The organism is Neptuniibacter sp. QD37_6, from assembly GCF_047778085.1.
In the GTDB taxonomy this organism is placed as follows: domain Bacteria; phylum Pseudomonadota; class Gammaproteobacteria; order Pseudomonadales; family Balneatricaceae; genus Neptuniibacter.
Window position 1 is genome coordinate 1,610,301 of the sequence record NZ_CP180550.1, and the last position, 25,203, is coordinate 1,635,503.

The window sequence follows — 25,203 nt, forward strand, 5'->3', positions numbered from 1 at the left end:
TCCATGCGAGGAGTTGGTATGGGGTGGCGAGCATACCAACCAAGTGGAAGACTAATTCACTATTCCCCTAACTGTGACTTCCAACCAGATATTTAGAATACCCTTTTATTTCTATAAAAACAGATAGTTAAATAATTGCATTTGCATCTCAAAAAATCGCTGGTATACTGCGCGCCTGTCTTGAGTTATCTAACTCGGGCAAGGCCCTTCAGGCCCGCAATGGTGGCCCTGCTGGTCCTTCCGCAATGATAAATCGTGAACCTGGTCAGGCCCGGAAGGGAGCAGCCACAGCGGTGGATTCATGTGCCGGAATGTGGCTGGTGGGGTCATCTCCAGTTTTCCTATTCACACTAGTTTTCTCTCTGAAGTGGATTTTCGTCTACTCGACCTATATGCCTAAGAGCATTTTATATTCGCTGAAGCAAGATTAAGCTCTTGAGTCTAATTGAGATTGAATCTGTAATCTTAATATAGCAAGAATGAAAATCATTCGGCTTATTCTTTAATGAGCAATTATGTGTTGAGAAAAGGGCTGTGTGAATAAGTTCGAAACTGAAAGTCCCCTTCCTACACTAAATCAGTACATTGATGCATTTTCTTAAAGTTAGGAAGGGGAGGGCTAGAAGTTAAACTACTTCTTTAAGTTTTGTGATCTTCACAGACGATAAATCAAATTCAACTTCGATTGGCTTATCAGTAGATCTGCGTCCACTAGAGTATGGTGATCTTTTCGATGTAAGTGAATTTCGCATAGTGCCATTTTCGTGTCTTCGATCACATTTTCTTTTTCGGCGTTCAATTCCTTGATGCTGGCTGTTTTTGAAGGAGACTATCCATTCTTTGGCGTGATTTAGAGTTGGTAGATTTGGGCTGATACGTTCATTGAGATCATTTACCCAGTAAAAAGTGAACTGATAGTCCTCAAAGTCTTTAACGAGTTTTGCCATATTTAGATTGAGATATTGCTTATCTGGAGAATTAAAATTGGCGCTATTCTAAAGCAATTCAGGGTTTTTGTTTATAAGAAAAACTCTTATTTTGGTCTTTTTGTTTTGTGCGGCGCAGCAATTGTTGCTGGCAGTGGTTGGAAATTAGCCACTTATATCTTATCTGCCCTGCAGGGCTTATAGTTACAGAGTTTTAAAAAGTGCTGAAATAGATAGCACTGAGTTTTGGCTAAATTTGCATGGTCTAAATTAGGTGGTTGTTATAAATATTGTTGCGGTGCAAAGTATGCGTATTAAACCCAGTTTTTATCTGGAAATAATGGGTTATATTAGAGGGATAAAATAGAGATTGCTAAAACATATTCAGAGTAGATCAAAAGGAAAAGCCAGCACATTAATCCCAATAAATAAGGTCATCAGGAGAATGCTGATATATTATTCTTTGGCTACATTGGTTCTTAATCGGTATAGCACAAAGGAAAGGATACCGAAGGTGATAAGGAAAATATAAGGGCAATAGATTATTCCAGCGAGACCACTGAAACTAGTTACAACGAGTAATAAAATATCTTTTATTTCTTCGATGAGATTAGAACGTCCTTAGTTCTTCCCAAAAAATCCAAACGGTTATTTTTAAATTTTAGCTTAGTATTACCCCTGATAAAAGCGGGGCTATTCTTATGGGCTATGCTTTTACATTGAAAGTCTTAGGTTTTTTAGAATCTAGTGGTTGTTCCCCGATCTGAATTAACGTCAGAATTAATCCTGATCCCACTATCATGACAATGGCAGAAAAATATAAACCTAGATTGTAGTTGCCTAAGTTCTCGGCCAGCAATCCGGTTAAAAATGGCGCTAGTATTTGAGCGCAGCCATAAGCGAGAGTCATCTTACCCATAAATTTCGAAGGGTTGCTAGGGAAGAAGTGACCTGCCATTGTAAGTACTAAGCTTACGCAGGCAACAAAGGTTCCGCCAAACAAGATTGCTGATAATACAATTAATGGAAATGCATCGCTTTGTGTGGGGATCAAGATACCAATGATTTGCAAGCTATAAGCACCCAGAAGAGCTTTTAAATAGCCGTACTTTCGAGCAACTCTATCCCATAAAACTACCGCTGGAATTGCTGCAAGTCCAATCAATACGAAGGATAAGGCGCCTTGACCTTCTAAACCTTCGAGACCTTCAATGATATCGACGATAAAAGTTGCACTAACGACATAACCATAACCTGCACAGAAGTATGCCAGTAAGAATAAGCGAGTAAATTTTTTGCTGGGTGGATTGTCCTTAGGTGCTGCCTGAGCGTGATCAGGATGGTTGTTAGGGTGAGGTATCCATAACCATGCCGGCACTGCGATAATTGCTGCTATGGCGGCAAAAAATAGCCATTGCTGCTGCCAGTTAGCAGAGAATTGTAAAAGGATCTCTACGATGATGGCTGAGACAGCTATGCTCATGCCTATCCCCGAAAAGTGGATGCCGAGCTCACCCCTGTGACCATTGTTGACCAGCCATTTTAAGATTAGCCCTGAGGAGATGATTAACCCACCTGAAGCACAGATCCCCGCCACCAAACGCATAACAGACCAAGTATAAAGGTCGCTAGAGATAACCATTGCTGCACTTGTTACCACGCTGAGTACCAAATATAACTTCTGTAATAGATACTTGTGGTGAAGATTGTTTAGGCTTGCCGCAATCAGAACACCGATCATATAGCCAATGTAGTTAACGGTTGCGAGCCAGCCGCCGCCCGTTTCAGTAAGGCCTGCTTCTGCCTGCATGATTGGCAGTAAAGGTGTGTAGGAAAAGCGAGCGACTCCCACTGTAACAACTAGGCTACAGATACCTGCAAAATAGACCTGACTTTTGGTAAGTGTGTTGTTCATAAATGCTTTTTTGGGTTTTATTGTATTTATGTTCAACAACCATAGCGCTTTCTGATAATCTTAAAAAGTGAATCTTTTAGAATTAAAACTTCAATAAAAGAGAACTATATGGAGATTGTAGCGTTACGCACGTTTAAGGCTGTTGTTGATGAAGAGGGTATTAAAGGTGCCTCTGAAAAGCTTAATACAGTGCAGTCTAATATCACTACGAGAATTCAGAAGTTAGAAGACGAACTTGATTCTAAATTATTTATTCGGGTAGGGCGAAAGCTCGAGCTAACAACGACAGGCCAGCTTTTATATAAATATGCCTCCCAGATTTTGCAGCTGGAGTATCAAGCATCAACCGCTATCTTAAAAAGCAAAGGGAACTACGAACTTCGTATAGGCATGCCTGAAACTTTTGCTGCAGTTCACCTACCCACGACGCTAAAACAGCTCAAACGCAAGCATCCAGAAATCCTTCCTCGAATCTATACAGATACAAGTGACCGATTAGCACTCGCTATTTTGAACGATCAGTTAGATTGCGCATTAGTCGGAAATGCTAAGTCGCATGAGGATCTACGGATCATACCCGTTGTTCATGAGTCGCTTGTGCTTGTAACTCCAGTAGATCAAGAATACGAGCCCGTTCTGTTTGTGAGAGAAGAGGGCTGTGGTTACAGGAAGTGTGCCCTAGCATGGCAAGAATTAGGTGATAGATTTACTGATGAGATGATGGTGATGAGTAGTGCTGATGGCATTCTTGGCTGCATTGCCGCTGGATTGGGATACACCGTTATCGGCGAAAATATGGTGACAGGGAGCCGCTATGAAAATGCACTTAAATCAGTGCCCGTTACCCAAGGACAGCAAAGAATAGAGATCTCGGTTATCTATCGAAAAGGTCATCCCTTAGAACAAGGTATTTTAAACTTTGTCAGCCAATTTCCTGAAAATAAAAAATAAAGTAGCTTGAGCCTTCAGTGTTTGAATTGAAAACATTAAGCATTACTTTCTGGTTGCAACAGTAAAGTCGCTTTAGCGTTATCGTTTGAATTGTTTGTTTATTGTCCAATAAATCCTTCCGTACTGTATAGATCGTAATCAGCCTGAAAATAATCTCGATTTTTGATCGATTATTATTGAAATAGATCTAAATGATAAATACTATCAACTGCTATTGATTATCCTTTGTATTTAATTCTTTAATCCTAATGTAGTAAGTGCAAATACATGAATAAGCTAAACAGATTTAATTTACGTAGTAAGATCGGCTTGAGTTTCGGTTTTATCTTGTTATTGCTGGTAGCGGCATCGTTTACAGGTATTAAAGGCTTACACCACGCGGAAGATGGCTTTGTTCAATACCGTGAGTTGGCGCGCGATAGTAATCTATCAGGGCGCTTACAGGCCAATATGCTGAAAGTGCGTATGTCGGTAAAAAACTTTCTTATCAGTCATGACAAACAATCATTAGAGCAATATGAAGAACGTATGGCGCTAATGAACCAGTTTTTAGAACAATCTAAGCAAGAGATTAACAACCCAGAGCGTAGCCGTTTGATTATGGAAACAGCAACGCTATTAGGCGAGTATAAAACGACTTTTCAGGAGGTGGTTGGATTAGTTAAAACTGAGGACGAGTTGTACTACAACACCTTGGCTCAGCAGGGCCCAGTTATGCGTGACAGTATTACTCAGTTACGAAAGTTAGCTAATAACCGTGGTGAACCTGAATTGGCATTTTTAGCTTCTAATTTGCAGGAAGATCTGCTGTTAGCAAGGCTATATCTTGTTCGTTTTATGGAAAAGAACCATCAAGAAGATTTTCAGATTTCGATCAACAAATTGGATGGTGCTCTAACAAATCATCTAGAAAGCCTTAAAAAGGTGTTCCTGCTCGACAATGAAATACAGCTGTTAGATCGTTTTGCTAAAGCACGAGATAAATATCTGGCTGCAACTTTAGAAATCCATAAGACAATCGATCAGCGCAATAACCTAGTGATTGGGACTCTTGATGTGATCGGTCCCCAAGTTGCGAGTAATGTTGAAAAAGTAAAGCTGTCAGTTATTGCTGATCAAGACTCGCTAGGACCAATGTTACAGTCACACAATCATCAGGGCCTTATTTCTGTGATTGTGATCTCTGTTATTGCGGTCATTTTAGGCGTTTTCTTTGCGCTTTGGATTACTCGAATGATTACTCGTCCTATCCTCGAAGCTGTTAGTTACGCCGATACATTGGCTGAAGGTGATTTGACTCAGGTTCTGGAAACAAGCCGTAAAGATGAAGTGGGGAAATTACAGGGGTCTTTGGGGCATACCACCATTAGATTCCGTGAAATGATCACTGAAATTAACAAGGCAGGTTATAACATGAGTATGTCTGCAGAAGAGTTAGCGGCTCTGACAGAACAGGCTCGTGCGGGAACTATGCAGCAGCAAGAAGAGACTGATCAGGTTGCCTCTGCAGTGACTGAAATGGCGTATACGGCGCAGCATGTTGCGGATAATGCGTCTAGTGCAGCCTCTTCTGCGGATAGTGCTAACCATCAGGTGATGGAAGGCCGTCAAAAAATGCAGATTGCTACAGAGGGTATGAATCGCCTTTCTTTAAGTTTGGATAAAACATCTTCGGAAGTGGAGCATCTGCAGCAAAAAACACGGGATATTAATGCCATTCTCGATGTGATTCGTGAGATTGCAGAACAGACCAATCTTCTCGCTTTGAATGCAGCGATTGAGGCGGCACGAGCGGGTGAGCAGGGGCGAGGTTTTGCTGTTGTTGCTGATGAGGTGCGCTCTCTTGCACAGCGTACGCAGCAATCCACTGAGATGATTCACAATCTGATTGATGATCTACAAGCGCGTGCTAACTTGACTGTAAGCGTTGTTAATCAAGGTACACAAGAAGCAAATCAGTGTATTGAGCTGGTTGATCAGGCGGATTCTGCATTGAATCAGATTAGTATGACGGTTGAGCAGATGAATGAAGTAAATGCTCAGATTGCTAGTTCTGCTGAACAGCAAAGTGTTGTCGCAGATGAAATCAGTCAAAGTTTGAGTAATGTGCGTGTTATTGCTGAACAGAGCCGAGTAGCGGCTGATGAGACGGCCAATTCAAGTATTGCTCTAAGCGATGTGGCGGCACGTATGCAGGAAATGGTGCAGCGCTTCAAAGTAAATTAAATTGTAGGGATAATGATGACAAAGGGGTGATTTATCACCCCTTTTTTGTACCTATTCTACAGCGTCCTTTTAATATGCAGGTTTTTCGCTATTGTTATCAAAGAATGGATTTTTACCCATCTAGAAGGGTATCAGGGAGTTAACAGTGGCCGATCAAGTAAACGTAACAAACACGTCTTCATCTGAGTCTTTAAGTGAGTTGATGTCGTTGCCTGCCTTCAATGAGGCAACAGCAATTGCGCTAAAGCTAGATGGTAAATATTTAGAGAACGTTTTTAACATCTACTGGGAAAGTGCTGAACGGGAGATTAACGAGATTGGTCAGGTGCTTGACGATGCTGATCAAACACAACTAAGAAAAGTTGCTCATTCCCTAAAAGGTTCATCTCGCATGTTAGGGGGCGAAAGATTAGGTGCTTTGGCCGGTTTTGTAGAAGAAAAAGCTAAGCAAAATGTGAGTATTTCAGAGCCTCAACTCTTGGATTGTTTGAACACTAGTTTAGCTGAGTTTAAAAGTGCAGTGCTTCAGTCCAATTTACTCTCTTAACTGCACTTTACGATCCTAGTAGGTTGAGTACGAGCCCTCGATTAGCATTGGCTTGTGCTTGCAGTGCGATACCTACATCTTGTTGGATAAGCGCGCTTGCACGTTCTGATGCCGTTTGAGCAAAGTCTGTGTCACCAATAAAAGAAGCTGCTGAAGCTTCATTGATATTAGTTTCGGTAAGTCTATTTATCGTGCTGTCTAATCTGTTTTGGCTTGCGCCTATTTCACCTGATACCGTCGCTAAAAACGACTGGTTTTGATCGATAATATCCAGAGCACCTACGTCGCTAATATCTAAAGTGAATAGACCACTGTTATCAAACTCATCACTGACATTGAAAGTACTGATGTTTTGAGAATCCTCTGTACCAGGACCTGTTTGCAGGCGTAGCTGACCCTCTTCTGCGAGTAATGATTGGCCGTTAAAAGTACTTTGCCCAAGGGTTTCCTGTATGCCGCTTAATAGTGCATCTGCTTCACCTTGCAAGGCTGCACGGTCACTTTCATTTAGAATCCCATTTTGAGCTTGAATGGACAGTTCGCGAATACGTTGTAGAGAATCATTGACTTGATTAACACCACCATCTGCAATTTGAAGTGCTGATACACCATCAAGACTATTTCGAATGGCTGCGCTATTTCCTCTAATTTGAGTTTGGAAGTCGATGAGCACTTGCAAGCCGGCAGGATCGATTGCTGCATTATTTATTCGCTGGCCGGAAGCGAGCTGTTCTTCCGTTTCATTTATTCGATTCTGAATCTGATTGAATTGAGAGTAGGGGCTGGTGGCAAACCCAGTTGGATTAATAGGCATGAGTGCGCTCCTGATTTAACTATATCAGTATAGTGCGTACATACGGTTTATGAGTTGATTTTTGTTCAGGTGAAATGGATAAAAAAAGGGCGCACAACTGTACGCCCTGAAATCTTGCAATGGAATAAACACGGACGAGTACAAAACCGTTGTACTCATAAACTCTAGGTAAAGAAGCAGCCCTAAAGTAAAACTAATAATAGGTATAAATATTCGTGACGCCAATGGTTCCTTAGTGTCCATTAAATATTCAGGGGTATTTACACCTTTCTGACCCTGTATATTGAGTATTACTTAAGTTTGATTAATCTAAGGGGCTAATAAGATAAAGCTACCTGAAAGGCAGCTTTATCAGAGGTTTTGCAGTAGCTAAGCAGTGTTTTTTAAGGCTCAACAGGCATCTTACAGATATCAGGATGTTGTTCTAAGGTACTGATTAGCAGTTCCATCTCTTCTTGTGTGCCAATCGATATGCGAAGGTAATTATCGATACCTAGTTTGCTGAAGTAGCGTACCAAGACCTTCTTCGTACGAAGGAAACCCATCAATTCAGCGGCCTCAATAAAGCGATGCGTGCTGAATAAGAAGTTAGTTTTAGACGGTAAGCTAATAAAACCTAACTCTTCTAAACGATTAACCGTCCACTCGCGGGTCGAGATAATTTTCTTCGTAGTCGCTTCGAAGTAGTCATTATCTTCAACAGCAGCAACTGCCGATTCAATTGCTAGCATGTCTAGAGGGTAAGAGTTAAAACTATTTTTAACGCGTTCTAAACCTGCAATTAGATCTTCGTGACCAATTGCGAATCCAACACGCATACCCGCTAGAGAACGAGATTTGGAGAAGGTCTGAATAACCAAAACATTGTCATATTTTTGGGTTAATTCAACAGCGCTAGAAGCGCCAAAATCTACATAGGCTTCATCAACCACAATCACGGTTTCAGTATTGCGTTGAGCTAATGCTTCAATTTCACCTAACTCGATTGCACGGCTAGTCGGCGCATTCGGGTTAGCGAAAATAATACCGCCATTTGGCTGGTTATAGTCTTCTAGGTTTAACTCAAAGTTATCGCCTAGGGGTAACAGTTTGAATTCGATATCAAAAAAATTGCAGTAAACCGGATAGAAACTGTATGTGAATTCTGGCATCAGTAGCGGTTGTTCTTGTTGGAAGAACGCTGCAAAGGTATGAGCAAGTACCTCATCAGAACCGTTACCAACAAAGACATTTTTACGCTCAACTTCAAAGTGGTTAGCAAGTGCATCTTTTAACTGAGTGCAATCTGGGTCGGAGTAGAGTCGTAATCTAGCTGTATCAAAGTTATTGATCACCGCTGCCGCCTTCGGCGAAGGAGGGTAAGGGTTTTCGTTGGTGTTTAACTTTGTAATACCGCTTTCTTTAGGCTGCTCACCCGGCACGTAAGGTGTTAGACGCTGAATTGCGTCACTCCAATATTTGCTCATTATTGATCCGTAATACTCAAAGACAGCAATTTGCTGTGTTATTTGGCATGAGTGAATAATTTCGCAGAAGGATAGCAGAATTTGCTTACGCGTTTAACAACAGACTGGATTGTTAATCTATGATAAGAAATTTATACCGTTATCTTGCTCGCATTTCTTTGGAGTACAGTACAAGGTTAACAGCCGAGAGGGGAGGCTCGACTGTTAGTTAAAATTCGGATTATTAGTAGCCGATTCTGGTTAGGCGCAATGTCGGCTGATAAACATGGCTGTCACTGTATCCATGGTATTTATATGATTTACAAACCAAGGAATAACCGTGTTTTTAAGGTAGCTGTTTAATTCTGCGCGGTCATGGTTTGCTTGCCATTGTTGTTGAGTTTTACGCATCTCCTGTAAAACGCGTTCATGCTCACCTTTATGGCATGTATAGGGTGGGAAGTTGATTCGGATCATCTGTTCTTCTTCGCGGGCGAAGTGTTCGGCATTGTGTTGGTAAAAGCTGGATAAAGCACCATCAACTTCACGGTCATTACCTGTTTCTAAAGTGTTGAATAACCGATTAAGAAGGGTGACAGCTTCTGCATGATCATCATTCATAAAATCAACCGCGACTTGTGGGATATCGGTTACATCAACTTGCATAGGTAAGTCCTCTCTATTGGAAACGCAAATCCATCTTATCTCTTCGTCTCTTTTCAGATATTGATATCAGTCAATAAACATATATTTAAAATACATTTAAGTGGCCTTAGACTTTATAGGTGTTAAGGGATTAACCATTTTATCTGGATGACTGGTTAGTCTTTATCCTTCCTTATATACGAATTCTTTTATAAGTGATTGAAATTTAAGGGTAATGTTTTTGGCCCGATCTTTGCCAATAGGATAGCTGAACAAAAAAATAAAAATGTTACACGTAGTTATGCATAGCTAATCAAAGATGAGGGCATAGCTGTGGTGGCTGGCATTGGCGGAGAGACATATGTCACAAATTGAAACCTTCTATGAGGTTATGCGACGTCAGGGTATTACACGTCGTAGCTTCCTGAAATATTGTAGTTTAACGGCAGCAGCCTTAGGTTTAGGGCCAACATTTGCGCCTAGAATTGCGCATGCAATGGAAACCAAAGAGCGTACACCGGTAATCTGGTTGCATGGTTTAGAGTGCACCTGTTGTTCAGAATCGTTTATTCGTTCGGCTCACCCGTTGGTAAAAGATGTTGTTCTATCCATGATCTCTTTGGATTACGACGACACCTTGATGGCATCAGCTGGCCACCAAGCGCAGGAAATCCTTTATGAAACGATGGAAAAATATAAAGGTAAATACATCCTTGCCGTAGAAGGTAACCCACCATTAAATGAAGATGGCATGTTCTGTATCTCCGGTGGTAAACCTTTTGTTGAAAAACTGAAGTATGCAGCCAAGGATGCTGCTGCCATTATTGCATGGGGCTCTTGTGCATCTTGGGGCTGTGTTCAGGCTGCACGTCCAAACCCAACCCAAGCGGTTCCTATCCATAAAGTTATTACTGATAAACCAATTATTAAAGTACCAGGTTGTCCTCCAATCGCTGAGGTAATGACTGGTGTTATTACTTATATGCTGACCTTCGGCAAAATGCCTGAACTAGACCGTCAAGGTCGTCCAAAAATGTTCTACAGCCAGCGTATTCACGATAAGTGTTATCGCCGTCCACACTTTGATGCAGGCCAGTTCGTAGAAGAGTGGGATGATGAAGGTGCGCGTAAAGGTTACTGCCTTTATAAAGTGGGTTGTAAAGGCCCCACTACTTATAACGCATGTTCTACAGTGCGTTGGAATGAGGGCGTCTCTTTCCCAATTCAGGCAGGCCACGGTTGTATTGGTTGTTCTGAAGATGGTTTCTGGGACAAAGGTTCATTCTATAACCGCTTAACCGATATTCATCAGTTTGGTATCGAGAAAAATGCAGATGAGATTGGTATGGCTGTAGCGGGTGGTGTTGGTGCTGCCGTTGCTGCGCATGCGGCGGTAAGTGCGGTTAAGCGTGCTCAGCATAAAGGAGATCAGGAATAATGAATAAGCCATTTAATGCGAGTGATCTAGATAACAGTGGCCGACGCATTGTTGTAGACCCTGTAACCCGAATTGAAGGGCATATGCGTTGTGAGGTGAATGTTGATGAAAACAACATTATCCGTAACGCTGTATCAACAGGCACAATGTGGCGTGGCCTTGAAGTGATTCTTAAAGGCCGTGACCCACGTGATGCTTGGGCCTTTGTAGAGCGAATTTGTGGTGTTTGTACGGGTACTCATGCACTGACATCAGTACGTGCGGTAGAAGATGCTTTAGGTATTCAGGTACCTTTGAATGCACACCTTATCCGTCACATGATGGATAAAACTCTACAGATTCATGATCACATCGTACATTTTTATCATCTGCATGCGTTGGACTGGGTAAATCCGGTTAATGCACTGAAAGCAGACCCTAAGGCTACTTCTGAACTTCAGCAGATGGTCTCTCCGCACCATTCGAAATCTAGCCCAGGTTATTTTAAGGATGTACAAACGCGTCTTAAAAAGTTCGTTGAAAGCGGACAGTTAGGTCTATTTGCTAACGGCTATTGGGACAACCCTGCTTACAAACTTCCTCCAGAAGCGGATTTGATGGCGGTTGCTCACTACCTTGAAGCACTCGATTTCCAAAAAGAAGTGGTAAAAATTCATACCATCTTTGGTGGTAAGAACCCGCACCCTAACTACATGGTAGGTGGTGTGCCATGTGCTATTAACTTGGATGACGTTGGTGCTTCAGGTGCGCCAATCAATATGACTAGTTTGAACTATGTGTTGGAGCGTATTCGTGAAGCACAAGAGTTTACTAAGAACGTATACATCCCAGATGTTATGGCAATTGCTGGCATTTATAAAAATTGGTTGTACGGTGGTGGCTTAGCTTCAGAGAACCTTCTGTCTTACGGTACGTACACTCAAGTGCCATATGACAAATCTACAGATCTGTTACCTGCAGGTGCGATTGTTAATGGTAACTGGGATGAAGTGCATCCAGTTGATGTTCGTGATCCAGAACAGATTAAAGAATTTGTTGATCACTCTTGGTACCGTTATGAAGGCGAGAAGCAGGGCTTGCACCCATGGGAAGGTGAGACAGAGCCTAGCTTCGAGCTTGGCCCTAATACAAAAGGTACTAAAACAGATATTAAAGAACTGGATGAATCTGCGAAGTACAGCTGGATTAAAGCACCTCGCTGGCGTGGTCATGCAATGGAAGTGGGACCTTTAGCGCGCTACATCATTGCTTATGCTTCTGGTACTGAGCATGTTCAGGAGCAGGTTGATCGCTCGTTATCTGAATTTAATCAGTCTACGGGGCTAGATCTCGGCATTAAGCAGTTCTTACCAAGTACATTAGGTCGAACATTGGCGCGTGCACTTGAGTGTCAGCTTTGTGCGGACACTATGTTGGATGATTGGTATCAACTGGTTAACAACATTAAAGCGGGTGATAGCTCGACTGCCAATGTTGAGAAATGGGATCCAAGTAGTTGGCCGAAAGAGGCGATGGGAGTTGGTATTAACGAAGCTCCTCGTGGTGCTTTAGGTCACTGGATCAAGATCAAAGATGGCAAAATCGATAACTATCAAGCGATCGTTCCTACTACTTGGAATGGTTCGCCTCGTGATAGCAAAGGCAATATTGGCGCATTCGAAGCTTCTTTGTTGGATACTCCAATGGAGCGTCCTGATGAGCCGGTTGAAATTCTTCGCACCCTGCATAGTTTTGACCCATGTCTTGCGTGTTCAACACACGTTATGTCTGAAGATGGTCAAGAGCTGACTAAGGTGAAAATTCGATAAGAATAGTGGCGCTGTGCACGCAGCGCCTAAATTCAGGAGGTTATTTATATGACTGCATCGGTTAAACCTGACAAGTCAGATAAAGCTCAAGAGGTCGCTTCAGATCAGGTTGTGGGAGAATCAGTTATTACGCGTAAACAGACTGCTGTTTATGTGTATGAAGCGCCATTACGTTTATGGCACTGGGTAACTGTCTTTTCTATTATCACGCTTTGTGTAACTGGCTATTTTATTGGTGTTCCTTTGCCAACGATGCCGGGTGAAGCAATTGATAACTATCTGATGGGTTATATCCGCTTTGCGCATTTCACGGCAGGTTATATCGTCACCATCGGTTTCTTAGGCCGGATCTACTGGGCGTTTGTGGGCAACCATCATGCACGTGAATTATTTGTGCCGCCGTTCTTTAGCGGTAAATTCTGGAAAGAAGCATGGCATGAGGTACGCTGGTATCTGTTCTTGGAGAAGACACCGAAGAAATATATCGGCCACAACCCATTGGCTCAGGTGGGGATGTTTTTCTTCTTCGTGCTCGGCATGATGTTCATGATCGTCACAGGATTTGCTTTATACGGCGAAGGCCTTGGTCAGGGTAGTTGGGCAGATACTATATTTGGCTGGGTTATCCCACTGATGGGGCAGAGTCAGGATGTACATACTTGGCACCGCCTAGGTATGTGGTATCTGATCACGTTTATCCTGATCCACGTTTACGTGGCGATTCGAGAAGATATTATGTCGCGCCAGAGTCTAATCTCGACCATGATTGGTGGATGGCGAATGTTTAAGGACGACCGTCCAGATTAATATTGGGTCAATGAGCATATCAGAACCGGGCAATAGCCCGGTTTTTTATCTAAAGGTTATTTTCGTACGCACGTTAAAGCGACAAAGTGCCGTTAACGCCAGTGTATCCAGTATGTATATTCAACTCGGTTAGAAATATTAAGCGTCTTTTGGAAACGAGGGCTGGGGGAGTCTGAACACTGAAAACCGGTAAATTCAGGCTCACTCCAGCCAGTCATTCCTCCCATATAATCTCTGCGATAGCCCCAATGGCCACAAGATAAAACAGTATCGAATTGGCTTTCTCTTTCACAGACTGCACAGGTTTCAAACTGAACCTCAATGTCCTTACCTTCAATGCCCCAACTATCGGAAACATAAGGGGTGTCATAAAGAGCAACAGCAGAGTCACGGTACGGCCGACCTTGCCAAGGTTTGTCGGAATCATCTACGGGGGTTTTATGTAGGCCGTAACCGTGCTCAAGAGGGGCACTGTCGTAAAAAGGCGTGCTGAATTCATCAGGTACATCAATCTGAATGTGTTTCTCTCCGGGTAGGAGTTTAGCTGTTGTTCTGCGGACTTGTAATAGTCTGAAGTGATCGCAATCAGCTAGATTTAACCCGTCCACCTTACCACTAAAATTGCTTTTGAGATGAATCTCTATACCTATTCCTGTTGAATTGTCGCTCGCAATGTATTTAGCATTACTACGACTGCTGTGATACCAAGGTTTGGAAAGGATAAGAGAGCCAATTGGTTCGTTTTGGAAGATGACAGGGCAGGTCTGCCCGATAACTAACTCAGCTGCTGCAAGACAGTTAGAAGTCATTAATATGGTAACTGTTGTAATAAATACCTTGTATGTCATTCTTACTCCAATCAGGTCAGGCTGAATTGGTTGCTTTTAACGAAGGTATATACAAAGCATAGACGTTTTCAGGGTTTTGCAAGTTTTCAAATCAAGAGGATATGAAATGAGTTCTGTGCACAATCAAATTAATTACATTGAGTTACCTGCAAATAATTTAGGAAACACTAAGCGCTTTTACTCTGACCTTTTTGACTGGACGTTTACCGACTACGGGCCTGAATATAGCGCTTTTGAAGGCGCAGGATTGGCGGGTGGCTTTTATAAAGCTGATCTGAAATCCAATTCAAGCAATGGTGCAGCATTGGTCGTTTTATATAGTACAAACCTCGAGGCGAGTCAGGCGCTAATCGAATCAGCTGGTGGTGAGATCAAAGTACCAATTTTCAGCTTTCCCGGTGGGCGACGTTTTCATTTTCTTGATCCGAATGGCAATGAATTGGCTGTTTGGTCAGATAAAGAATAAAGCCGTGATATCGATTTAAAGCTGGTTAGCTTTACGATATCGACCTTGGTAATCAAATATTCTTTCTTGCACACGCCAATAGTGCTTTTGGCCGCGGGCGATGACAAAATCTGGCGCTAGCAAAAGCGCTTCATAAGCGATCACATCTTCTATGTTTGAAAAGTTTTGCGGTGCTTGGCTATTCGCAACCCGGCGCCCAAAGATCTCATTAAAGCGTTTTAGCTGGGCAGGCTTAGCAAAATCGAAGCTCTCCTTCAGTTCTTCGCCTTCTTCACCATGATAAATAACCTGAAGCTTAGACTGGTTCTGTATTAATGATAAACCTGCACAGCGGATCACCATGGCATCTTTTAGTTTCAGCGCATCTTTTAATTGATCGTCTGGGTCGATAATCGCTCTATTGCACTTATGGCATTTACGGGCAGCGATATCATTTTCAGCATTACAGTGAGGACATTCTTTAAATCGAAAGCGAAAATCACATTGCTCTGAAGGGGTATCAATATCGTCGCTTTCAAGCAGACCTTTGCAGCGTCGGCCATGATGTTCAATTACCTTGCCATCGCTGTCAGTTTTACCCCAAAAGATATTGGCAAAACCGCAGGAAGGGCAAAATACTTGTACGGGTTCGGAATCAGAGGAAGGGCGTTTTTCACCCACTTCAGGATGGTGCAGATTATAGTTGTTGCCAGCGTAGTCGATGACTAAACAATCTTTCTTTCCAGGTGCGAGCCTTAACCCTCGTCCAACGATTTGTTGATAGAGGCTGACAGATTCAGTGGGCCTTAAAATCGCAATAAGGTCGACATGGGGTGCATCAAATCCTGTAGTAAGAACTGAGACGTTAACCAGATACTTAATTTTCTTAAACTTGAAGTTACTGATCAAGCGGTCTCTATCTTCGCTGGAGGAAGAACCAGTGATCAAAGCTGTTTGCTCTTCGGGAAGGTAAGAGCTGATCTCTTTGGCGTGATCGACTGTCGCAGCAAAGATCATTACGCCTTGGCGGGCTTGAGCGCGTTCGATCACTTGTTCAATGATCGCCCTGGTGACGCGATTGTATTTTGTTAGCAGCTTATTGATATCTTTTTCAGCATAAGTGCCAAATGCAGTTTGATCTAGGGCTGAAAAGTCATATTGCGCGACCGCGGCATCTTCCATTTCTGGAGGGGTTAAATAGTTGTGGCTAATCATGTAACTAAGCGGGAGTTCGTAGATGCAGTTACGAAATGGTTTTTCCTGTTCGCTCCTAACAAAACCGCGATAATGTTGCTGATAGATCCAGCCCATACCCATTCGATAGGGCGTAGCTGTTAACCCGAGTACTTTTAGGTTGGGGTTGATCTCTTGGAGTTTGTTGATGATCCGTCCATATTGGCTATCTTCGTCGTCATTAATACGATGACACTCATCGACGATCAGTAAGGAATATTCGTTATTAAAAAGATCAATATTCGCCGCGACAGATTGGACGCTAGCAAACGTAACCTGCTTTTCGATCTCTTTGCGATTCAAGCCCGCTGCAAAGATGCCGCCTTCCAAACCATAGCTTTCATATTTAGCGTGATTTTGCTCAACCAGCTCTTTGACATGAGCTAGCACCATAATCTTTTTGCGCGCTAAACGAGCAAGCTCCGCTATGACAAGGCTTTTTCCGGCCCCTGTTGGTAGCACAATAACTGCAGGGTCATCAGTTTTGCGAAAGTGCTGTAATGTCGCATCAACGGCTTCTTGCTGGTAGGCGCGTAGGGAAAAGGTTTTGGTCATTGTCGCTAAAGATAAATAATAGAGATGGGGATAATACTCTAAATTTTTAACGCGGAACTACATATAAAAGAAACCGGCCTAAAAAGGCCGGTTTAAAGTATCGCAGCGATTAAGAAGGGGGGTTAATCGTCTGCGTCGTCCTGATCAAACCGGGTCATAAGGTCACGCAATAGACCGAAGTTATCATCCAGTTTGCTCTGGGATTCTTCATCAGCATCTTTATAGCGAATATCTTGATGTATTAAGCTGTCCAACAAGTCGACCCCGAACAATGAACTGTCTTCTAAGAACGCCATAGCTGGGTTAGAAACCAAGCTATCGAAGTTGTTCATCATCTGGCCTAAATGGCGGCCATTATTGCCTAATGGGTTATCTAGTTGTTGAACTTGCTCATAAGCAGCTACCGCTGAGTAACTTGCTGATTGAGTCATAGTTACATTCAAGTTCATCAACTCGGATTTGTCCATTTCAAATTCAGCTGCTTGTTCAAGAGCGTCTTGAACATCACCGCTGAAGAAGTCTTCGGCAATAAGATTGATATCCTGAATTAGAGTTGTTAGCGCGTCTAACTCGTCTTCGTTTAGATCACCTTCAACACTAAAACTGTAGCTGCTGCTGGCGCTACGCTCAAGGCCGAAAGATACAGCGCTACTGTTACCGTCAGAGTAGGCGCCTAAAGAGGCTGTTTGACTTGCTTCGCTGTTGAAACGAATAGAAACTTTGTCTCCTTCCTGTGTCATAACATCAAGGGAGAAGGATTCAGCTTTTGAATAACGTTCAGCAGCAGAGATTGAGGTCTGGCGTGTGGGCGCTGTTTCGTTGGTAGGCGCAAGGCCGGCCAGCGCTTCGAACGTCAGATCTTTGGTTTGCTCGATTGTTGCGGAGATATCAGGGGTTAGCATGTTGAGATCTTCTAGAATCTCAGTTGCTTCTTTGAAGCCTTTCTCTACACCTGAAACTGCCGCTTTATACATACGGTCTAGGTCGGCATCGGACGCACCACGGGCACGGGCTTGTTCAAGGCCTTGTGCTACAAAATCGGAGATGCGCGATGCAACTTTTTCCGGAGAGTAGTCATTTGCATCGAGACTTTTCATCTCTGATGCACTCATACCCGGAATGTTTTCTGCTAGTTTGGCTACTAACTTATCTGCCGCAGATGCAGAACGACCGTTGCTATCTTTACCATCAGCAAACCCACCTGTAACCAGTGTCTCCTGGCGAACCTGAGAGTAGGCTGCTTGGCTGCTTAATAGAACTTGCACGGTGTTTTCCTCCACAGACAAAAAAGGATCAAATGATCCCATTTTTTAGTTGTACTACTAAATATAAAAGGGTTATCGACGATTTGTTTAGAGACTTTAATCAAAAACGAAGCTGATGAAATTGTTTCATCTACTAATCAGAGGCAAACGGTAAAAACTACTTTCCATCTAGGATAATTGACTCAGCTACTGCAATTTTATCATTGGGCCCCTGAAGGATGATGATATCGCCCTGTTGGATATGAGTATCACCGCTAGGGTTATGCTCTGAGTGGTCGCCACGGCGGATCATAGCCACAGACACTTGGTGTTTGGACAGAGGAATATCACGTAAAGATTTACCCGCTGATTTGCAGTTATTTTCAATTTGAACGGGGTGCAATATCTCTTTCATACGGCCTTTACTATCAATTTTTTCGGAATGCTGACCGTGATAGTATCCATGCAGGAGATTGTACCTTTCGGCGCGAACCTGATTAATTTGCTGTTCAATCTGTTGATGGTTGATACCCAGCATCGATAACACATGGGAGACCATCATTAAGCTGCCTTCCAATGCTTCTGGGATAATTTCTGTTGCCCCAGCATTTTGAAATGCTTCGATCTGAGAATCATCACGTGTTCTGACCAATATAGGCAGCGTTACAAAGCGTGTGCGGATATGCTTTAGTGCTTGCATCGCTGTTTCAGCTTCTGGAAAACTAAGAATCAACATTCGAGCACGATCAGCACCAACGGCAGCCATTACATCATCACGCTTCGCATCGCCAAAACAGATGTGTTCTCCAGCGGTAGCAGCTTCCATAACTCGCACAGGATCATTATCCACGACAATGTAAGGAATGTTTGCTTGGTCCAAAAACCGCGCGATAATCTGCCCGACACGGCCGAAACCACAAATGATTACATGTTTATCTAGGTTATGTGGGTTTAATTGGCTTGCATCAGGTAATTTCTGTTGTGGAGATTCAATCGGATCATCTTTGTGCAACCAGCGGCTGAGACTGTAAGTGTGATTCATCAAAATCGGTGTGACGATCATGCTGATGATGATCGTGGACACGACAATGGTATTGATATCAGGTTCAATCAGATTGTTACCTAAGGCTAAGGCCAATAATGCAAAGCCAAATTCGCCGCCTTGGCTAAGGTTTAGACCAGCTCTTAAGGCATTTACCGGGTCTTTATGCAGTAGTGTACCGAGAAGGGTAATAATAAAAGTCTTTAATAGGATTAAGCTAACACTGAACAGGATAATCCAATACCAGCTATCGATTAGAGCAGACAGATCTAATTGCATCCCGACAGAGACAAAGAATAGTCCCAATAGTACATCCCTGAATGGGCGAATATCTGCTTCTAGTTGATATCTATAGCGGCTCTCACCCAGCATCATGCCTGCTAAAAAACCACCGAGCGCCATGGATAGTCCTGCTGCGTGAGTAATCCAAGCAGCCAAAAGGGCAGCAGTTAGTGTAGTCAGTACAAAAACATCACTGGAGCCACTGCGTGCAGATTCATGAAACAGTAGTGGCATCACAATATGACCGACCAGTAATAAGATAATCAGTAGAGTTGACCCTTCCAGAAGCATCAAGGCTACTTCGGCACTGTCTATCTCTGTCGCAGAACTGCTCAGAGTCGGTACGACGATGAGAAAAAATACCGCGGCTAGGTCTTGGAATATTAATGTGCCGACGGAAAGCTGACCGTGAGGGCTATTTAGCTCATCCCGCTGAATCAGTTCGCGGCTAACAATAGCTGTCGACGATAGTGCGAGTGCACCAGCGATAACTAATGATGTTGTTTGCGGAAGACCAAAAAGGTTACAGATAGCCATCAAACAGACAGCAGTGATAATGACCTGCAAACTACCAAGTCCAAATACCGCCTTGCGCATTGCAAACATACGCGAGACTGAGAACTCTAGACCGAGCATAAAGAGTAGGAATACGACCCCAAGCTCGCTGAGAAGCTCTATGCTATGGGTATCTTTGATGACCCCTAAACTATAGGGGCCAACAATAGCGCCCACACTAAGATAAGCTAGGAGAGGAGGGAGCTTGATACGTCGGAACAGGGTTGTGGCAACAACGGCACAACAAAGAATGACCAAGAATTGCTCGAAAAAACCCTGTGACATGCGTATCCCTTACTACATGAAGACACTTTGATGCGCTATTTGATTACCACATCAGGTCGTCTGGAATCTTATAATCCGCGTATGGATCGTCTTCTTCTTCTGGCTCTTCTTCTGGCTGAACGCGGATAACGTAATTTGGAAGACGTTGTTCAATCTTCTCTGCAAATTTATCCGGGATCAGGTAAAACTTCTCATCTAAAGCTGCAATCGCTACTTGGCCGCGGAACAATTGGCCTTGGATTAGCGAAGTAACATACATGGTTTTAACTTTATTATCGTATACAAAGTTATAACTTACTTCGGCATCTTCTGGCAGTTCGATCTGTTGCTGCGTGATCATTTGACGGCATTGCGCTTCAATCTCTTTATTGCGGCGCTCATCGTCCCTTTGACGATTTAGTTCAAGATCATGCTCTTGCTTAGCTTTACGCTGCTCTTCTAGCGCCTGCTTTTTTTCAGCTTGAGTATCAATAACTTGCTGGCCCGATTTACGTGCTTTTTTAGCTTTTTTGTTTTGCTTACGCTTTTCACTATCTGCTTGCTTCGCTTTTTTCTGGTCAACCAGCCCCATATTTAGCAACTGATCTTTAAGTGAACCTGCCATAACTTACTCGTAATGCTCCTGTTGGTTATTATGGGAACTATAACAAAAGTTAACGCTACTATTTAAAAAATAACGGAAAATAGATCAAATCCAGTAGGGATAAGGCTTGTTCGCCTATGGGCTTAAGCGTACCCTGCACCTGCAATCATTTTATAGCTGGATTTTTTATGTCTGAACATGATCTAACACACCCTTTTGAGCGGTTAACGCCCTCATTTTTGATGGATGCAGTTGAGAGCCAAGGGTATTGGTGTGATGGTCGAACATTTCCTCTCAATAGCTACGAGAACCGTGTCTATCAGGTTGGCATAGAAGACCAAGAGCCGATGATTGCGAAGTTCTATCGCCCTCAGCGTTGGAACCGAGAGCAGATTTTAGAAGAGCATGACTTTAGTTTCGATCTAGCTGAGCAGTCCTTACCAGCGGTTACGCCTTGGCGTAATGAAAATGGTGAGACGTTGTTTGAGTATGAAGGGTTCATGTTTTCTCTGTTTCCACGAAGAGGTGGGCATGCGCCTGAGCTAGATAACTTAGATAATCTTTTTACCTTAGGGCGTTTATTGGGCCGGATGCATCTGGTGGGTGCAGCAAAGGGTTTTGTTCATCGCCCGACTTTAACGAGTCAGACATTTGGTCATGAAAGTGTTTCATTTTTAAGTGAAAATTTTATTCCATCAGAGCTAAAGCCTGCTTACGATTCTGTCGCTAGAGATCTCCTACAGGGTGTCGATGAAATCATAAAAGCCTGTGGTGAGATAGATCACCTTCGTGTTCATGGCGATTGTCATTCAGGCAATATGCTATGGCGTAATGATGCACCTCATTTTGTCGATTTCGATGATGCTCGCATGGCACCGGCTATGCAGGATATTTGGATGCTGCTCTCGGGCGATCGTCATGAACAGACACAACAGTTGTCAGAAATAGTTGATGGTTACAACGAGTTTTACGATTTCAAACTCAAAGAGCTACGCTTGATTGAGGTGCTTCGTAGCCTACGGATAATGCACTATAGTGCTTGGCTTGGCCGCCGCTGGGAAGATCCTGCGTTTCCACACAGTTTCGGGTGGTTTAATACTGAACGTTACTGGGGGGAGCATATCCTCCAGCTACGAGAGCAATTAGCTTTATTAGATGAAGACCCATTAAAGCTACTCTAGGTATTTTTACGAATCAGGGTTCTAGTTGCTTAGTGGTTACAACGCGATTTCTTCCACGATCTTTAGCTAAGAACAGGGCTTCGTCTGCGCCACTGACGAGTTGGTCGTAATTGGTGTAGCTAGAATCCAGAGTAACGCAGCCTAAGCTTGCGGAAAGCGTGTGATAAGCACCACGTAAGTTAATTTTTGCATTCAGTGCTTTTCTAATTCTTTCAGCACAAGCTTGAGTGCTAACCTCGTCACTATGAGGTAATAAAATAATAAACTCTTCGCCGCCATAACGCGCTGCTATATCACCTACGCGTAACATAGATTGGATTAATCGTGCGGATTTTTTCAGCACATAATCACCAGCTTGATGTCCATGGTTATCATTAATTTGCTTAAAAAAATCTAAGTCGATCATGATGATGGAGAGAGGAAGTTGATATCTTTGTGCTCTTTGAATTTCTATCTCTGTTATTTCTCTGAAGTGCTGTCGATTAAATAATGATGTTAGAGGGTCAGTGATCGAACGCTGATAGGTTTTGTTCAGGAGGCTGCATGTAAAGCCACTGAGTAAGCCCAGAATTAATGAACCCAGAGCCGCCCAACCCGTTAAGTACGAGGCCGGTATACCATGAACATGGTTATCGATTTTAAGCTGGGCTGATAATTGCCAAAATCCACCAGGTACCTCAATAAAGCTGCTTAGATATTCATCTTCAAAGACCGATGGATAACCGAAAAAGACTTTACCTTGCTTACCTTTAGCATCACTTCCGCGGATGGCATAAGTAGCCAGATCGTCACTTAGAATAAGCCCTGTTTCTTGTAAAATTTTATCTAAGTCTATGATCAGTGTGATAAAACCCCAGAACTGGGTGTCAATTCCTTCACGGTTGTAAAGGGGCTGCCTAGCAATCACTCCTCGACCGCCCTGAATAAGATCTAAAGGGCCTGCCATAATCATCTCTTTAGACTCAATTGAGCGTTCGACGATGTTTTTTTGTTCTGGAATTTTACGAAGGTCTAAGCCAATTACTTTATTGCCATCAATAACAGGGTAGATATGCTGGATGATGGCATCAGGTGCAAGTTGAGCTTGCCGTATTGTGGCTCGAGTGGATAAAAAGCGCGTAGCCAGTATTTGAAATTCGCTTTCATCGATATTGTTTTTAAGCAGAAGAAGGGATTCAAGTGCTTCAATAATGATGAGGTTATCGGACAATGCCATCTGGATACGAGAGGAGAAGTAGTTGATTCTAGCTTCTACTTGCGCTTTATCTTGTCGGTCGTGGATATTGTGATCTAACTTAACTAGCCACCCAGAAGTAAAAAATGCGCATGCGGTGACGATAAGGCCTACTAACCAAGGTAAACAAAATCGAAGTGTTAATTTCTGCATGCTTTTCACGCACCATTACAAGTTCCGGTGAATATACATAAGCGTAGCTGTTTTTCTGGAATGATAGACACGTTTAGATTACTCTTGAACTGTTTTTATATACAGTATATTGAGCATGCGTTTATTCATAGCCGAAAAACCAAGTTTAGGGCGAGCCATTGCAGATGTTCTTCCTAAGCCATTGAAAAAAGAAGAAGGGTGTATCCGGGCCGCTAACGGTGATGTAGTCAGTTGGTGTTTTGGGCATCTTTTGGAGTTGGCAGAACCGAGTGAGTATGACGCACGCTTTAAACAATGGAATTTAAAGGACCTTCCAATTGTTCCATCTGAATGGAAAATGCAGGCAAAACCTAAAACTCGTAAGCAGGTCGCACTATTAAGAAAGCTCTGTAAAGAGGCGAAGGAGCTTGTTCATGCGGGAGATCCCGACCGTGAAGGGCAGTTACTTGTTGATGAAGTAATCGACTTTCTCAAAATACCTCAATATAAGCGCCAAAGTATGAAACGCTGTCTAATTAGCGATCTAAACCCAAGTGCTGTGAAGAAAGCGATCGCGCAGTTGCGGGATAATCGTGAGTTTATCCCTCTGTCTGTTTCTGCATTGGCCAGAAGTCGCGCCGACTGGTTATATGGTATTAACCTAACGCGTGCTTATACGCTGCAAGGTCAATCTGCTGGTTACCAAGGAGTCTTATCGGTCGGGCGGGTGCAGACACCTGTATTGGGATTGGTTGTAAGACGTGATCAGGCGATCGATGATTTTAAAGCTAAGCCATTTTATGAGGTCTTGGCTCATCTAAAGACTGAAAACGAAGACAGGTTTAAAGCCAAATGGAAGCCAAGTGAAGCATGTCAAAAATGGCAAGATGAAGAGGGGCGAGTTCTATCCAGGCCTTTAGCGGAAAACGTTGCTGGGCGTATTACAGCTAAACTTGGAGAAGTAACTGCTGTAGAGAAAAAGCCTAAAAAGGCTGGGGCTCCTCTCCCTTACAATTTATCTTCGTTGCAGATTGATGCGAATAAACGTTTTGCTTTAAATGCTCAGCAAGTATTGGATACCTGCCAAAGTTTGTATGAAAAACATAAGCTAATTACTTATCCGCGTTCGGACTGCCGCTACTTACCTCAAGGGCATTTTGCTGAGGGTGCTAAAGTATCTTCAGCTGTCTTTAAGCATTGCCCGCAGTTTCAACAGCATCAAAGCCTGATTGACCTAAACAAAAAGGGAAAGGCTTGGAACGATCGTAAAGTTGAAGCCCATCATGCGATTATTCCAACCAGCAAAGCCGTAGACTTTTCTCGTCTTAATAAAACTGAGCAGCAAGTCTATGAGCTGGTGGCTAGACAGTATCTGATCCAGTTTATGCCAGATCATCGCTATTCAGAAACACGAGTCGAGGTGTTGATTGAAGGCGGTAGGTTTACTGCTTCCGCTAAACAAGTGCTCGATGTCGGCTGGAAGGTCCTGTTTGGTAAAAAAGAGGGCGAAGACGATCAAGTACAACTTCCTAATCTCTCTGTTGGACAGACGCTCTATTGTGAGCAAGGAGAGGTCATAGATAAAGAAACCCAGCCACCAAAGTCTTTTACCGATGCAACCCTGTTAGCAGCCATGACAGGTATTGCGCGATTTGTTGAAGATGCAGGTGTTAAAAAGGTTCTTAAAGAAACAGATGGCTTAGGTACCGAAGCGACTAGAGCAGGCATCATTGAATTGTTGTTTAAACGGGGTTTTTTGCAGCGTCAGGGTAAAACCATTCGTAGTACCGAAGCCGGTAGAGCTCTGGTAAACAGCCTGCCAGATAACGCGAGTAAGCCTGATATGACGGCTCGCTGGGAGGCTTCGTTAAATGATATCAGTGAGCAGAAGTTAAACTACCAAACTTTTATGCAGCCTTTAACAGATGAGATTGCTTTAATGATTCAAAAGGCGAGTAGTATGGATGTGCAGCTGCTACGTAATATCAAACAACAGCCGAAACCTGCCTATAAGAAAACACGTAGAAGGAAGGCCAAACCAAAGGCTGAATCCAAAATTTAA

At 43.1% G+C, this 25,203-nt stretch carries 19 protein-coding genes and 1 other RNA gene; 10 read left to right on the plus strand and 10 right to left on the minus strand.

Annotated features, from left to right (window positions below):
* The first annotated feature begins 229 nt into the window (after positions 1 to 229).
* Positions 230 to 326: signal recognition particle sRNA small type (gene ffs / locus ACMXYO_RS07550), an RNA gene on the plus strand.
* 1,306 nt (positions 327 to 1,632) lie between these two features.
* On the opposite strand, the gene ACMXYO_RS07555 is transcribed toward ffs, so the two are convergent.
* On the minus strand, positions 1,633 to 2,841 hold the full coding sequence (locus tag ACMXYO_RS07555; protein ID WP_415887890.1) for a YbfB/YjiJ family MFS transporter: 1,209 nt from the start codon (positions 2,839 to 2,841) through the stop codon (positions 1,633 to 1,635).
* A 108-nt stretch (positions 2,842 to 2,949) separates the two neighbouring features.
* Between ACMXYO_RS07555 and ACMXYO_RS07560 the strand changes: the two genes are divergently transcribed.
* The 3 genes from ACMXYO_RS07560 (at position 2,950) to ACMXYO_RS07570 (ending at position 6,565) form a co-directional block, all read left to right on the plus strand.
* Positions 2,950 to 3,792: a LysR family transcriptional regulator gene (locus ACMXYO_RS07560; RefSeq protein ID WP_415881473.1), complete on the plus strand. Its 843-nt coding sequence runs from the start codon at positions 2,950 to 2,952 to the stop codon at positions 3,790 to 3,792.
* Between the two features lie 267 nt (positions 3,793 to 4,059).
* On the plus strand, positions 4,060 to 6,018 hold the full coding sequence (locus ACMXYO_RS07565) for a methyl-accepting chemotaxis protein (protein ID WP_415881472.1): 1,959 nt from the start codon (positions 4,060 to 4,062) through the stop codon (positions 6,016 to 6,018).
* A 145-nt stretch (positions 6,019 to 6,163) separates the two neighbouring features.
* Positions 6,164 to 6,565 carry an Hpt domain-containing protein gene (locus ACMXYO_RS07570; RefSeq protein ID WP_415881471.1) on the plus strand — a complete coding sequence of 134 codons (402 nt, stop codon included), beginning with the start codon at positions 6,164 to 6,166 and terminating at the stop codon, positions 6,563 to 6,565.
* Positions 6,566 to 6,572: 7 nt separating this feature from the next.
* Here the strand turns inward: ACMXYO_RS07570 and ACMXYO_RS07575 are convergent, their stop codons facing one another.
* From ACMXYO_RS07575 to ACMXYO_RS07585, 3 genes are all read right to left on the minus strand, one after another.
* A complete protein-coding gene (locus ACMXYO_RS07575; RefSeq protein ID WP_415887891.1) occupies positions 6,573 to 7,379 on the minus strand; it encodes a flagellin in 807 nt (268 codons plus the stop codon).
* 383 nt (positions 7,380 to 7,762) lie between these two features.
* Positions 7,763 to 8,845, minus strand: a complete 1,083-nt coding sequence (gene hisC, locus ACMXYO_RS07580) for a histidinol-phosphate transaminase (RefSeq protein WP_415887892.1) — start codon at positions 8,843 to 8,845, stop codon at positions 7,763 to 7,765.
* A 240-nt stretch (positions 8,846 to 9,085) separates the two neighbouring features.
* Positions 9,086 to 9,490 carry a bacteriohemerythrin gene (locus ACMXYO_RS07585; protein ID WP_415887893.1) on the minus strand — a complete coding sequence of 135 codons (405 nt, stop codon included), beginning with the start codon at positions 9,488 to 9,490 and terminating at the stop codon, positions 9,086 to 9,088.
* Between the two features lie 340 nt (positions 9,491 to 9,830).
* Between ACMXYO_RS07585 and ACMXYO_RS07590 the strand changes: the two genes are divergently transcribed.
* Genes ACMXYO_RS07590 through cybH form a run of 3 tightly spaced genes read left to right on the plus strand, consistent with a single transcriptional unit; the run spans position 9,831 to position 13,522 of the window.
* Complete coding sequence (locus ACMXYO_RS07590) at positions 9,831 to 10,907, plus strand: hydrogenase small subunit (RefSeq protein ID WP_415887894.1); 1,077 nt, start codon at positions 9,831 to 9,833, stop codon at positions 10,905 to 10,907.
* Positions 10,907 to 12,715 carry a nickel-dependent hydrogenase large subunit gene (locus ACMXYO_RS07595; RefSeq protein ID WP_415881466.1) on the plus strand — a complete coding sequence of 603 codons (1,809 nt, stop codon included), beginning with the start codon at positions 10,907 to 10,909 and terminating at the stop codon, positions 12,713 to 12,715. Before ACMXYO_RS07590 ends, ACMXYO_RS07595 begins: the two co-directional genes overlap by 1 nt.
* A gap of 48 nt (positions 12,716 to 12,763) precedes the next feature.
* Positions 12,764 to 13,522, plus strand: coding sequence for a Ni/Fe-hydrogenase, b-type cytochrome subunit (gene cybH / locus ACMXYO_RS07600; RefSeq protein ID WP_415887895.1), 759 nt, complete (start codon positions 12,764 to 12,766; stop codon positions 13,520 to 13,522).
* Positions 13,523 to 13,614: 92 nt separating this feature from the next.
* Here the strand turns inward: cybH and ACMXYO_RS07605 are convergent, their stop codons facing one another.
* A complete protein-coding gene (locus ACMXYO_RS07605; RefSeq protein ID WP_415887896.1) occupies positions 13,615 to 14,370 on the minus strand; it encodes a hypothetical protein in 756 nt (251 codons plus the stop codon).
* 106 nt (positions 14,371 to 14,476) lie between these two features.
* Here ACMXYO_RS07605 and ACMXYO_RS07610 point away from each other — a divergent pair, with 106 nt between their 5' ends.
* Positions 14,477 to 14,836, plus strand: coding sequence for a VOC family protein (locus ACMXYO_RS07610; protein ID WP_415887897.1), 360 nt, complete (start codon positions 14,477 to 14,479; stop codon positions 14,834 to 14,836).
* A gap of 15 nt (positions 14,837 to 14,851) precedes the next feature.
* Here ACMXYO_RS07610 and ACMXYO_RS07615 read toward each other — a convergent pair whose 3' ends face one another.
* The 4 genes from ACMXYO_RS07615 to ACMXYO_RS07630 all read right to left on the minus strand — a co-directional run bounded on the left by ACMXYO_RS07615 (position 14,852) and on the right by ACMXYO_RS07630 (position 20,615).
* Positions 14,852 to 16,603 (minus strand): DEAD/DEAH box helicase, encoded by a 1,752-nt coding sequence (locus ACMXYO_RS07615; protein ID WP_415887898.1) that lies wholly within the window; start codon positions 16,601 to 16,603, stop codon positions 14,852 to 14,854.
* 122 nt (positions 16,604 to 16,725) lie between these two features.
* Positions 16,726 to 17,868: a DUF5610 domain-containing protein gene (locus ACMXYO_RS07620; protein WP_415887899.1), complete on the minus strand. Its 1,143-nt coding sequence runs from the start codon at positions 17,866 to 17,868 to the stop codon at positions 16,726 to 16,728.
* Positions 17,869 to 18,025: 157 nt separating this feature from the next.
* A complete protein-coding gene (locus ACMXYO_RS07625; protein WP_415887900.1) occupies positions 18,026 to 20,011 on the minus strand; it encodes a cation:proton antiporter in 1,986 nt (661 codons plus the stop codon).
* Between the two features lie 43 nt (positions 20,012 to 20,054).
* Entirely contained in the window at positions 20,055 to 20,615 is a 561-nt protein-coding gene (locus ACMXYO_RS07630; RefSeq protein ID WP_415887901.1) for a DUF2058 domain-containing protein, read from the minus strand.
* A 167-nt stretch (positions 20,616 to 20,782) separates the two neighbouring features.
* Between ACMXYO_RS07630 and ACMXYO_RS07635 the strand changes: the two genes are divergently transcribed.
* Positions 20,783 to 21,775 (plus strand): serine/threonine protein kinase, encoded by a 993-nt coding sequence (locus tag ACMXYO_RS07635; protein WP_415887902.1) that lies wholly within the window; start codon positions 20,783 to 20,785, stop codon positions 21,773 to 21,775.
* 13 nt (positions 21,776 to 21,788) lie between these two features.
* Here ACMXYO_RS07635 and ACMXYO_RS07640 read toward each other — a convergent pair whose 3' ends face one another.
* Positions 21,789 to 23,162: a diguanylate cyclase gene (locus ACMXYO_RS07640; protein ID WP_415887903.1), complete on the minus strand. Its 1,374-nt coding sequence runs from the start codon at positions 23,160 to 23,162 to the stop codon at positions 21,789 to 21,791.
* 115 nt (positions 23,163 to 23,277) lie between these two features.
* Between ACMXYO_RS07640 and ACMXYO_RS07645 the strand changes: the two genes are divergently transcribed.
* On the plus strand, positions 23,278 to 25,203 hold the full coding sequence (locus ACMXYO_RS07645) for a DNA topoisomerase III (RefSeq protein ID WP_415887904.1): 1,926 nt from the start codon (positions 23,278 to 23,280) through the stop codon (positions 25,201 to 25,203).